Annotated in this window: 8 protein-coding genes; 7 read left to right on the forward strand and 1 reads right to left on the reverse strand. The window is 66.9% G+C overall.

Annotated elements, in window-relative coordinates; translation table 11 throughout:
- Positions 1–239: 239 nt before the first annotated feature.
- From IM816_RS08100 to lpxK, 6 genes are all read left to right on the forward strand, one after another.
- Entirely contained in the window at positions 240–2546 is a 2307-nt protein-coding gene (locus tag IM816_RS08100; RefSeq protein WP_250340488.1) for a DNA internalization-related competence protein ComEC/Rec2, read from the forward strand.
- Positions 2547–2675: 129 nt separating this feature from the next.
- Positions 2676–6023 carry a GH92 family glycosyl hydrolase gene (locus IM816_RS08105; RefSeq protein ID WP_250340489.1) on the forward strand — a complete coding sequence of 1116 codons (3348 nt, stop codon included), beginning with the start codon at positions 2676–2678 and terminating at the stop codon, positions 6021–6023.
- A gap of 91 nt (positions 6024–6114) precedes the next feature.
- Positions 6115–6771 (forward strand): MotA/TolQ/ExbB proton channel family protein, encoded by a 657-nt coding sequence (locus IM816_RS08110; protein WP_425602622.1) that lies wholly within the window; start codon positions 6115–6117, stop codon positions 6769–6771.
- Between the two features lie 4 nt (positions 6772–6775).
- On the forward strand, positions 6776–7204 hold the full coding sequence (locus tag IM816_RS08115) for an ExbD/TolR family protein (RefSeq protein ID WP_250340490.1): 429 nt from the start codon (positions 6776–6778) through the stop codon (positions 7202–7204).
- Complete coding sequence (gene msbA, locus IM816_RS08120; protein ID WP_250340491.1) at positions 7201–8976, forward strand: lipid A export permease/ATP-binding protein MsbA; 1776 nt, start codon at positions 7201–7203, stop codon at positions 8974–8976. Before IM816_RS08115 ends, msbA begins: the two co-directional genes overlap by 4 nt.
- Before the next feature lie 4 nt (positions 8977–8980).
- Positions 8981–9967: a tetraacyldisaccharide 4'-kinase gene (gene lpxK, locus IM816_RS08125; protein ID WP_250340492.1), complete on the forward strand. Its 987-nt coding sequence runs from the start codon at positions 8981–8983 to the stop codon at positions 9965–9967.
- 54 nt (positions 9968–10021) lie between these two features.
- On the opposite strand, the gene IM816_RS18750 is transcribed toward lpxK, so the two are convergent.
- Entirely contained in the window at positions 10022–10471 is a 450-nt protein-coding gene (locus tag IM816_RS18750; protein WP_143144430.1) for a glycine zipper 2TM domain-containing protein, read from the reverse strand.
- 112 nt (positions 10472–10583) lie between these two features.
- Between IM816_RS18750 and IM816_RS08135 the strand changes: the two genes are divergently transcribed.
- On the forward strand, positions 10584–12017 hold the full coding sequence (locus tag IM816_RS08135) for a cryptochrome/photolyase family protein (RefSeq protein ID WP_250340493.1): 1434 nt from the start codon (positions 10584–10586) through the stop codon (positions 12015–12017).
- Positions 12018–12119 lie beyond the last annotated feature (102 nt).

Below are 12119 nucleotides of genomic sequence, written 5' to 3' on the forward strand. Positions count from 1 at the left end.
GCGATAGGGGTAGCCGGAACGCATCATCGGTAGGTCGGCCGTGGCGACTGCGATAGGCGAAGAAAGACTTGGCCTCCGGCAGACTGACACGCGAATCCGGTGCAGGCGCCCAGCGCAGTTCCTTCCCCAGCGGTACGGACTGACGCCAACGCGTGGGCTGTCGCCCACAACGGCGCACGGCCCACACATTGAAAGTTCGGGCCTAGGCTGGACTTCGCCGTTGCCTCCCGTACCGTGCCGTGCCTCGTGTTCCCTTTTCCCTCGTTACCGTCGCCGCGGCTGCCGCACTTGGTTGCGTCGCCGTGCAAGGGTGGGCATCCCTGCCTCATGCGACGTCGTCGGCCTGCGTGCTCCTGGTCGCGATCGTTGCGCTGTGGTGTGTACCGCAAGCGTGGCTGCGCCTCGTGGCGGTGGTGGCGCTCTTCGCCGCGTGGGCGGCGCTGCGTGCGGCACTCGCCATGGACGCACGCTGGCCGGCAGCTCGCGACGGTGAGGACGTGGTCGTCGTCGGGCGCGTCGTCGAACTGCCCCGCCGCGCGGGCGCCGATGTGGCCTTCCTGTTCGACCCCGATCGCGCACGCGGCGATCGCACGCTGCCTCGCGGTCGTCTGCGCCTCACCTGGTACCGCGCCGCATCGGCGCCTCAGTCGTGCGATCGATGGCGCTTGACCGTGCGGTTGCGTCGTCCGCGTGGCCCCGTCAATCCCGGCGGCGCCGATGCCGAACGCGGCGCGTTGCAACGCGCGATCGTGGCGACGGGTTATGTGCGCGAAGCGAAGGCGAACGCGAAGTTGTCGTCGGGTACGTGCATCGATGGCTGGCGCAACGCGCTTGCCACATCGCTTGATGCGCGGCTGGGCGAACACGATGCCCGGGTGCTGAAGGCATTGGCGGTGGGTGACACGCGCGGTCTGACGCCCACCGATTGGGACGTCGCACGTGCCACCGGCGTGTCTCATCTCATCGCGATTTCCGGCTTCCATGTCGGCGTGGCTGCCGGCGGCGGCGTGCTGCTCGCGCGGCTGTTCTACGCGTGCCTGCCATGGTTCGCCTTGCGGGTACCGCGACCGCTTGCCCAAGCCGCGCTTGGTCTGGCCGTCTCGACGGCCTACGGCATGCTCGCCGGCATGGGCCTGCCGACCGTGCGTACCTTGCTGATGATCGCCGTCGTCATGCTGGCGGGCCTCGGTCGGCGAAAAGCCGGTGGCGCATCGTTGCTGGCGGTGGCCCTGCTGGTCGTGCTGACGGCCGATCCCCTCGCCGCGCTCTCGCCGGGCTTCTGGCTTTCCTTCGCGGGCGTGGGATTTCTCATGTTCTGCGTGGCGCCGCGTTCCGCCGGCTGGCGAGGCTGGCTCGGCGAGCTTCTGCGAGCCCAGGCAGCGATGAGCGTCGCCTTGCTGCCGATGTCGCTGTGGTGGTTCGGTAGTGCCTCGCTCGTGGGCTTCCTGGCGAACCTGCTCGCCGCGCCGCTGGTGAGCTTCGCCATCGTCCCGCTGACGTTGCTGGGTTGCGTCGGGCTCGCCGTAACTCCCATCGCCGATGTGTTGCTGAGGCCTGCGGCATGGCTGATGGATTGGCAATGGCGCCTTCTCGAAGCGATGGCCGACTGGCCGGCCGCCCGGCTCACGGTGGCGGAAAGCTCGCTCGCGATCACGGTCCTGGCGACGTTCGGCGCTGCGTGGTTGTTCGCGCCGCGAGGCGTCCCCTTGCGCGGCTACGGCGCGCTGTTGTTCCTGCCGTTGGCGTTGCCGTCTCGCGATCTGCCCGCGCCTGGCGCGTTTCGGGTGTGGGTGCTGGACGTAGGGCAGGGCCTCGCCGTGCTCGTGCGGACACGCGCCCATACCCTGGTCTACGACGCCGGTCCGGCTTACGCGGGTGGCCGCGATGCGGGTATCGGCATCGTGCTGCCGGCCATCACCGCGCTTGGCATCGGCCCGGTCGATCATCTGGTCGTGAGTCATGGCGATGCCGACCATGCCGGTGGTGCCGCGTCGGTGATCCAGCGCTATCCCCAGGCGCAGCGATCGTCCGGAGAGCCGAAGCGTCTTTCGTTCGAATCAGCGGCATGTCAGGCCGGCGATGCATGGTCCTGGGATGGTGTGGTGTTTCGTTTTGTCGAGGTGCCTCGGGCAAGCCATGGAAAGACCCCGGGTAACGATCGCTCCTGCGTGCTTGCCGTCGAAGGCGCGGCAGGTCGGCTCTTGCTCACCGGCGATATCGGTCGTGCCGCGGAGCAACGCATGTCGCGCGACAGCCTCGCCTCGCGCTTGCCTACGGTGACCACGATCGCGCACCACGGCAGCCGGCATGCCTCGACCGCGTCATGGCTTGCCGCCGTCCGCCCGACGCTGGCGATCGCTTCGGCGGGTTGGCGAAACCGCTTCGGTCACCCGCATCCCCACGTCGTGGACCGGCATGCCGAGATCGGCAGCCCGGTCTACGTGACCGCACGCAGCGGCGCGGTCCGCATCGATTTCCCCGCCGACGCAGCGCCCCAGGTCACACGCGAATGGCGTCGTCCGGTGAGGCGTTACTGGCGCGATTGAGGAACGAATCGGCGCCTCCGCGCGCGACCATAGACGCGCTCCGCCCTGCGCCGTTGTGCTGCACCGCGGTTTGACATCCTGAATTTAGAACGATTTAAATGCGGGCTTCCGCAGACAAGGGGACGCCGCGTGACGGGATCGAAGCAGGCTTGGGGGCGGGCGGTGCTCGCCCTGGCGACGGCTGCAGCCGTGGTACCGGTGGGCGCCGTCGCGGCGGATCGTCAGTTCGATACATCGTTCGAGCCGGGCAATCCCGCGTTCGCGACTGCGCAGGTCGGTGGTCTCGACGTTCGCATCGTCGGCGGCCCACCTGCCGATGCGGTGCTTACGGCGAAGCCCGACGTAGGTTTCACCGGCACGCATTCGCTGCGCTATGCCGGCACGGCCAGCGGCAAGGTTGTCGTGAAGCTGTTCGATACCGATCTGCGCGTCTCCGACGGCACGGTGCTCTCCTGGCTCGTCTTTCCGCGTTCCAACAAGGACGACCTGACCAACCCGGCGAACTACGCCAGTGTGGACCTGGTGTTCGACGACGGTTCGCGACTTTCCGCTACCGGCGCGCACGATCAGCACGGGGTACCGGCCACGGCAAAGGGGCAGGGCGAAGGCCGCGTGCTCTATCCCGATCAATGGAACTACGTGAGCGTCGATCTGGGCGCCGTGGCGAAGGGGCGTCGCGTGCGCGCCATCGAACTGGCCGTCGATGCGCCGGCAGGCAAGACCTTCGAGGGCTATCTCGACGACGTGCGCATCGGCAAGGTCAAGCCGATCGACAGCACGCATCCCACCGACTATGTCGATACGCGTCGTGGCTCGAATGCCAACGCGAACTTCTCCCGCGGCAACAACTTTCCCGCGGTGGCGATGCCGCACGGTTTCAATTTCTGGACGCCGACGACCAACGCCGGCTCGAACTGGATCTACCAGTACCAGGAGCGCAACGGTGCCGATAACCGTCCGCGCATCGAGGCGTTCAGTCTTTCGCACGAACCGAGCCCGTGGATGGGCGAGCGGCAGACCTTCCAGGTGATGCCGGCCGATGCCGAAACGGGTGCGCCGCCGTTGAAGCGCGAGACGCGCGCGTTGGCCTTCTCGCACGACGCGGAAGTGGCGCATCCCGACTACTACCGCGTGCGCTTCGACAACGGCATCACCACCGAGATCACGCCGACGGATCACGCAGCGATGTTCCGTTTCACCTTTGCCGGGAAACGCTCGCAGCTGGTGTTCGACAACCTCGATGGCCATGCGGCGGTCACGCTCGATCCGGAACACCGCGCCATCCACGGCTGGTCGGACGTGAAGAGCCGCCTTTCCACCGGGGCCACGCGCCTGTTCTTCTACGCGGAGTTCGATCGGCCGATCAGCGAGAGCGGTCGCCTCACCGGTGAGGGCCGTGACGACGCCTCCGCGTGGGTCGGTTTCGATACGGCGAAGGGCGGCGGCGCCGTCACCATGCGCATCGCCACCTCGCTCATCGGCGTTGAGCAGGCCAAGGCCAACCTTGCGCAGGAAATCGCTCCGAACGACGATTTCGACAGCGTGCATGCACGTGCGCGCGACGCCTGGGACAAGCGCCTGGGCATCGTCAGCGTGGAAGGTGCGACGCCCGACGAACGCACCATCCTGTACTCGAATCTCTATCGCCTGTTCCTCTATCCGAACCAGGCGTACGAGAACACGGGCAGCAAGGAACATCCCGTGTATCGCTACGCCAGCCCGTTCTCGGCACCGGCCGGCGAGAACACGCCGACGCATACCGGCGCCCGCATCGTCGACGGGAAGCCGTACGTCAATAACGGCTTCTGGGATACGTACCGCACGGCGTGGCCGGCCTATGTGCTGCTGACGCCGACCGAAGCAGGCCGCATGATCGACGGCTTCGTGCAGCAGTACCGTGACGGCGGCTGGATCGCGCGCTGGTCGTCGCCGGGTTACGCCGATCTCATGGTCGGTACCAGTTCCGACGTGGCCTTCGCCGATGCCTGGCTGAAGGGCGTGCGCAACTTCGACGTCGCCTCGTTCTATCAATCCGCCATCCGCAACGCGTCTACCGTGAGCGACGTGAAGGGTGCCGGGCGCAAGGGCATCGAGCGCTCGTTGTTCAATGGCTACACCGACGACACCGTGAGCGAAGGCCTGTCGTGGTCGATGGATGGCTACATCAACGATTTCGCCATCGGCAATCTCGCGGCGGAACTCGCGAAGGCCGCACCGGGCGGTGACGCCTATCGCGGTTATGCGGACGACGCCCTGTGGTATCGCTCGCGCGCCCTCGGCTACGCGAACTTGTTCGATCCAGCCGTCGGCTTTTTCGTCGCGCGCGATCCCGCAGGCAAGTGGCGCTGGGACGCCAAGGACTTCAACCCCACGCGCTGGGGTGGCGACTACACCGAGACCGACGCGTGGAACATGGCCTTCCATGCGCCGCAGGACGGTGCGGGTCTCGCTGCCCTCTACGGCGGCCGCGAAGCACTCGGCGCCAAGCTCGACCAGTTCTTCGCCACGCCTGGCACGTTCGACGTGGGCGACTACGGCGATGTGATCCACGAAATGCTCGAGGCGCGCGACGTGCGCATGGGCCAGTACGGTCACTCCAACCAGCCGTCGCACCACATCATCTGGATGTACGACCAGGCCGGCCAGCCGTGGAAGGCGCAGGACAAGCTGCGCGACGCCGTGTCCCGGCTGTACGTCGGCAGCGAGATCGGCCAGGGCTATCCGGGCGACGAGGACAATGGCGAGATGTCGGCGTGGTGGCTGTTCGCCGCGGCCGGCTTCTATCCGTTGCGCATGGGTAGCCCCGACTACGTGATCGGCGCGCCGCACTTCCCGCGCATGACCATCACGCTGGAGAACGGCGCGCGCATCGACATCCGTGCGCCCGGCGTCAGCGACGTCAACCGGTATGTTCAGTCGCTCAAGGTCAACGGGCAGCCGTGGGACAACCTGAGTCTTCCGCATGCGCTGCTCGCCAAGGGCGCCACGCTGACCTTCGAGATGGGGCCTGAACCCTCCCGCTGGGGCACCGGGGCGGCGGCTCTTCCGCCGTCGCTGAGCGCCGAAGGGCAGAAGCCCGCGCCGTTGCACGACGTGCTACGTAGCGACGAAGTCAGCATCGAGGGCGCCGCCAAGGGTTCGCCGAAGGCGGCCATCGACAACGACAGCGGCACGGAACTGGCGCTGCGTGCAGGCGCGGTTCTGCGCGACCGGTTGCCGTCGCCAGCCGTCGTCTCTCTGTACACGATCACCTCGCCGGCCAAGGCGGCAGAGGCGCCCTCGGGCTGGAAGCTCGAAGGCTCGGCCGACGGCAAACAGTGGACGGTGCTCGACGAGCGCAAGAACGAGACGTTCCCGTGGAACCGCCAGACGCGCGCCTTTGCGGTCGCGGATCCGCAGGCGTTCCGCCAGTACCGCCTCACGTTCGCGGGCAGCGCGACGGCCAAGGTGGCGGAGGTGGAACTCCTGGCACGCTGACGATGGCGCCGCGCCCAATGTGAATGCGTCCTCAGTCCGAATCGCGGGCCCTGCTATCATGCGCGCTCGCATTCGGTAATCCGGGGTTCACGTGCTCGAGATCCTTCTGGCTGGCGGCTGGGCATTGCTGCCGATCCTCATCTGTTCGCTCGTGGCGCTGGCGATCGTGCTGGAACGTTTCTGGGCCCTGCGCCGCGCGGCCGTGCTGCCGCCGGGGCTGGGCGCCGAGGTCCGCGAATGGGCCCGGTCGGCCAAGCTCGACGCCGCCCATCTTGCCGCCCTGGAGAAGGGCTCGCCGCTGGGCGAACTGTTTGCCGGCGCGCTCGCCGTGCGCGATCGTCCGCGCGAGATCATCAAGGAGCGCATCGAGGACACCGGCCGCCATGTCGTCCACCGCATGGAGCGTTACCTCAACACGCTCGGCACGATCGCGCTGATCGGCCCGTTGCTCGGCCTGCTCGGCACCGTCATCGGCCTCATTCGCATGTTCCTGAACGTGATGGCCGGTGGCATCGGCGACCCCACGAAGATGGCCGGCGGCATCGGCGAGGCGCTGATCTGCACGGCGTTCGGCCTCGTGGTATCCATTCCCGCGTATGTGCTGCACCGCTACTTCCGCTCCAAGGTCGGCGGCTACGTCGTCCAGATGGAAAAGGAGGCCACCGCGCTGCTGGACGATCTCTCGGCCCCGCGGCCCGCGCCGCGCCGCCGCGCTGCCGCGCCGGAAACCGCCGCGCAGGCCGATTGATCCCATGCGTATCGGTTCCCGTCGCGAGGACGACTTCGAGATCAATGTGATCTCGCTGATCGACGTCCTGCTTACCCTGCTGATGTTCTTCGTGCTCAGCACCACCTTCATCGAGCACTCGCGGCTCAAGGTCGATCTGCCCAAGGCGGGCGCCGAGGCACGCGAGGCCACCGACAATGCGCTGACCCTGGTCGTCGATCGCGACGGCCAGTACGCCGTGGGTAGCGACGAGGTGCAGGGCGAAGGCATCGATGCGTTGAAGGCCACGATCGAGCGCGTGGCCGGTCCCGACCGGGGGCGTCTCGTGGTCATCCGTGCCGACGCCAATACCGCGCATCAGAACGTGGTGCGGGCGATGGACGCACTGGGCCAGCTCGGCTTCACGCGGCTCTCCATCGCCACCACGCCGAGCGACGCGGCGGCCAGCCGGTGAGTACGCAGAAAGTCTCGGTGTGGGACGTCCGCACCTGGCAGACGTACAAGCGCCTGCTCAGCTATACGAAGCGGTTCCGTACGGCCGGCATCATCGCCATCATCGGCATGATCATCGATCCGGCCTGCCTGTCGCTGTTCACCAACCTGCTGCAGCCGCTGATCGACAACCTGTTCATCGCGCGCGATCCGTACACGATCTTCTGGATGCCGATCTGGATCATCGGCATCTTCGCGGTGCGCGGCGTCGCCTCGTATTGCACCGACTACGGTATCGCCTACGTCGGCCGCAACGTCGTCCAGGCGATCCGCATCGACGTATTCGCGGCCTATCTGCGCCTGCCGTCCACGTTCTTCGCCAAGGAGCCGTCAGGGCAGCAGATCTCGCGCATCACGTATACGAGCGAGCAGGTCGCCGCGGCGTCGTCGGATTCTCTGAAAGTCGCCGTGACAGAAGGGCTTACCGTCGTCGGCCTGCTGGCGGTCATGCTCTACCAGAGCGCCTATCTCGCGATGGCGTTGCTCGTGCTGGTGCCGTGCGTGGTGGTCATCGTCACCATCATCAGCCGCCGCTACCGCAAGATCAGCAAGCGCATCCAGGGCAATATGGGTACCGTGACCAGCGCGGTAGAAGAAGCCGTCGCGGCCAACCGCGAGGTGCGTATCTACGGCGGACAGACCCGCGAAGGCGACCGCTTCGGACAGATCGCCGACCGCCAGCGCCGGCTCAACCTCAAGGTGTCTGCCACCAGCGCCGCGTCCAGCGCCACGATCCAGACGGTCGGCGCGATGGCGCTGGCCACCTTGGTCTACCTGGGCACGCGCCCCGGCGTCATCGAGACGATCACCCCTGGCGTATTCACCGCCGTGCTCACGGCCATGGGCGGCATGCTGCCGTCGCTCAAGCGTCTTGCCGGCATCCAGTCCAACCTGCAAAAGGGCGTGAGCGCGGCGGAAGATCTCTTCGCCATCATCGACGAACCGCCCGAGGTCGATAACGGTAACGAAGAACTCGTCCGCACGAAGGGCGACATCCGTTTCGAGAACGTCAAGCTGGTCTACGAGCGCAACAACCACACAGCCCTGCGTGGCGTCGACCTGGTCTGTGCGCCGGGCACGGTCACGGCGCTGGTGGGTCGTTCGGGCAGTGGCAAGTCGAGTCTCGTGAGCCTGCTCCCGCGTTTCTACGAACCGACCGAAGGCCGCATCCTGATCGACGGCCGCGACTATGCACAGTACACGCTGGCGTCGTTGCGTCGGCAGATCGCCTGGGTCGGCCAGAACGTGATCCTGTTCGACGACACCGTGGCCGCCAACATCGCCTACGGCGAGATGGCCGGCGCGTCGGAAGCCGACATCGTCGCTGCCGCGCAGGCCGCGAACGCGATGGAATTCATCGAGCGACTCCCGCAGGGCTTGCAGACGCCGATCGGGCAGGGCGGCAATTCGCTTTCCGGCGGTCAGCGTCAGCGCATCGCGATTGCGCGCGCCATTCTGAAGAACGCGCCCATCCTCGTGCTCGACGAGGCCACCAGCGCCCTCGATACCGAGTCGGAACGCCTGATCCAGGACGCGTTGACCCGCCTGATGCGCGATCGCACCACGCTGGTCATCGCACATCGTCTGTCCACCATCGAGCACGCGGACCAGATCGCGGTGATGGAGCAGGGCAGGATCATCGAACTGGGTACGCATCGTGAGTTGATCGAACGCGGTGGCCAGTACGCGGCGCTGCATCGCATGCAGTTCCACGAGCAGGCATCGGCGGGCTGAGCGCGTGGCCCTCGGCGCGTCGTTGCAACGGCGTTGGTATGGCGATACACCGCCACCGTGGTGGACGCGTCCGCTGGAAGCGCTGTATCGCTTCGCCGTACGACGTCGTGCGGATCGTTACCGTAACGATCCTGCCGCTGTGGTTCGCCTGCCCGTACCGGTCATCGTGGTCGGCAACATCACGCTCGGTGGCACCGGCAAGACACCGCTGATCGCCGCGCTCGCTGCGGCCATGGCAGAGCATGGATTCAAGCCCGGCGTCGTCAGCCGCGGTTATGGCGGCAGCGAACGCGGCCCCTATTTGCTGACTGGCGAGGACGACCCGGCCAGGGTCGGCGACGAACCGAGCCTGATCCGCCAGAGCGGCATTCCCGTCGCCATCGGTCGTCAGCGGCCGGAGGCGGCACAGCTACTTGTGGAGGCGGGCTGCGACCTCATCCTCGCGGACGACGGCCTGCAGCATCACCGTCTGGGGCGCGATGTGGAGATCTGCGTCATCGATGGCGAGCGCCGCCTCGGCAATGGACACCTCCTGCCTGCCGGCCCCCTGCGCGAACCAGCGAGCCGGCTCGCTGACGTCGACTTCGTGGTCGTCAATGGCGGGGTACCCCGTGAGGGCGAGATAGGGATGACGTTAGAAGGCGGCGTTGCCGTGAACATGCACGACCCGATGAAGACCACGCCGCTGGCGGATTTCGCGGGGCGCCCCGCGCATGCGGTAGCGGGTATCGGGAATCCGGCGCGGTTCTTCGCAAGCCTTGCGGCGCAGGGCATCGCGGTGGATGGGCATCCGTTCGCGGACCACCATGCCTTCACGCGGGACGATTTCACCTTTGCCGATGGCTGTCCGGTCCTCATGACCGACAAGGACGCCGTCAAATGCCGCCGCTTTGCGCGGCCGAACTGGTGGCGCGTGCCGGTGCGCGCCGTGCTCCCACCGTCGTTCTACGACGCTGTGGCGGCTCGCATCGCGGAAGCGAAACTGCGCTGAATCACCACCGCCGCGTGCTGGGACGCGGCGGTGGTCGGAGTGCCTGCGACGCGCTTACTGCACGCGCTGCACGTTGCCCTGCTCGTCCACTACGACGATGTCGCCTTCGCGAATGGCCGAAGCGTCCTTGACCTGCACGTTGGTGTAGCCACCCGTGCCCATCTTGAGACGCAACGTGTAGCTGTCGCTGCCACCGCCCTTGCCGATGGCGTTACCGGCAAAACCGCCGCCGACGGCGCCGCCAACCGTGGCGAGGGTGCGGCCCTTGCCCTTGCCGACCTGGTTGCCGAGCACGCCGCCGGCGATGGCGCCGATGACGGCGCCGGCCGTGCCGTGTTCACGGCCAGCGGTGACGTTGTGTTCGATGCTCTGCACCACGCCGCACTGGTCGCAGCGCACGTAGATGCCGTCGCTGCGCGTCAGCACGGCGGCCGATGCAGGAGCGACGGCGGCCGTGGCGAGCAAGGCGGCCAGGGGAAGGCCGAGGACGGTCTTGATGTTCATGGTATCTCCTTGTGGACGACCGGGAGGGGGCGTCGGCGATACAGTCTAAGCATGCCGACTGAATGAAGATCGAGCACGATGCTTACGTGGCATGTTGATGGATACTACGCCGATGAGTACTGCCATCGTATGGTTCCGCCGCGATCTCCGTCTTGCCGATAACCCCGCCTTCGATGCCGCCGTTCGCGCGCACGATCGCGTGATTGCCGCGTACGTGCACGCGCCAGAGGAAGAGTGCGCTTGGGCGCCGGGCGCGGCGAGTCGCTGGTGGCTGCATCACTCGCTCAAGGCGCTGGAGGCATCGCTCGCCAAGCATGGGGGGCATCTCCATGTCGTCGCCGGCCCCAGCCTGGCCTCGTTACGCGATCTGATCGCTGCCAGCGGCGCCACGACCGTCTATTTCAATCGCCTCTACGAGCCCCGCATCGTCCGCCGGGACAAGGCGGTGCGCCGGGCCTTGGAGCAGGACGGCGTGGCCGTGGCCTCGTTCAATGCCGCCTTGTGGTGCGAACCCTGGGACGTCGAAACGAAACAAGGCGGCCCGTATAAGGTCTTCACCCCGTTCTGGCGACACCTGCGCACGCGGATCGATGGCGTCGAGCCATTGCCCGCGCCCTCCCGGCTGAGCTTTGCGGAGGTGGGCGGCGGCGGGAGCGACGCGATCGACGATCTGAGCCTGCTGCCGACGCGCGATTGGGCGCGCGGTTTCTCCATCTGGCATCCCGGCGAAGCCGGTGCATGGGAGATGCTGAGCCTGTTCGCCGACGATGCCCTGGCCCATTACGCCGAGAGCAGGGATCTTCCGGCGCGACATGGCACCTCGCGGCTCTCGCCGCACCTGCACTGGGGTGAGATATCGCCGTTACAGGTCGCCGCGTACCTGCGCGAGCAGGCCGCACGGCAGCGGAATGCGGCGGATATCGAGCCCTACCTGCGACAGTTGGGTTGGCGCGAGTTCGGCCACCATCTGCTCTACCACTTTCCGAAAACGCCGACGGAAAGCTTCAATCCGGCGTTCGATGGCTTTCAGTGGGCCGAACGGGACGCGCACGCCCTGCGCCGTTGGAAGCAGGGCCGCACGGGCATCCCGATCGTGGACGCCGGCATGCGCGAACTATGGGCTACGGGCTGGATGCACAACCGCGTACGCATGCTGGTGGCGAGCCTGCTTACGAAAAATCTGCGCCAGCACTGGGTGCTCGGGGAGAAGTGGTTCTGGGACACCCTGGTCGACGCCGATCTCGCGAACAATGCCATGGGTTGGCAGTGGGTCGCGGGTTCCGGCGCGGACGCGGCACCGTATTTCCGCATCTTCAATCCGGTGACCCAGTCGGAGAAGTTCGACCCGGAAGGCGCCTATATCCGTCGCTGGGTCCCCGAACTCGCCGATGCACCGGGGCGACTGGTGCATGCGCCGTGGGAAGACGAGGCCTTCCTCGCGCGCAGCGGCTACCCGCGGCCGATGGTGGACCTCAAGACGTCCCGCGAGGCAGCGCTGGGCGCGTACCAGGCGCTGCGCGAAAAGCGTGACGCAGCGAGAAACTAACGCAGCGACTGTGGGAGCCGCTAAAGCGGAGAGAAGCCTATGAAGCGAAGGTGGGAGCCACCCTGGTGGCGAAAAGCCAACGAAGCGGTGTAGCCGTGAGGT

The sequence above is a fragment of the Luteibacter flocculans genome, from assembly GCF_023612255.1.
GTDB lineage: Bacteria > Pseudomonadota > Gammaproteobacteria > Xanthomonadales > Rhodanobacteraceae > Luteibacter > Luteibacter flocculans.

Coding starts and splice junctions, on each gene's coding strand:
- IM816_RS08115 (WP_250340490.1), top strand. CDS start 6,776: ATGCGTATCGGTTCCCGTCGCGAGGACGACTTCGAGATCAATGTGATC.
- IM816_RS18750 (WP_143144430.1), bottom strand. CDS start 10,471: ATGAACATCAAGACCGTCCTCGGCCTTCCCCTGGCCGCCTTGCTCGCC.
- IM816_RS08135 (WP_250340493.1), top strand. CDS start 10,584: ATGAGTACTGCCATCGTATGGTTCCGCCGCGATCTCCGTCTTGCCGAT.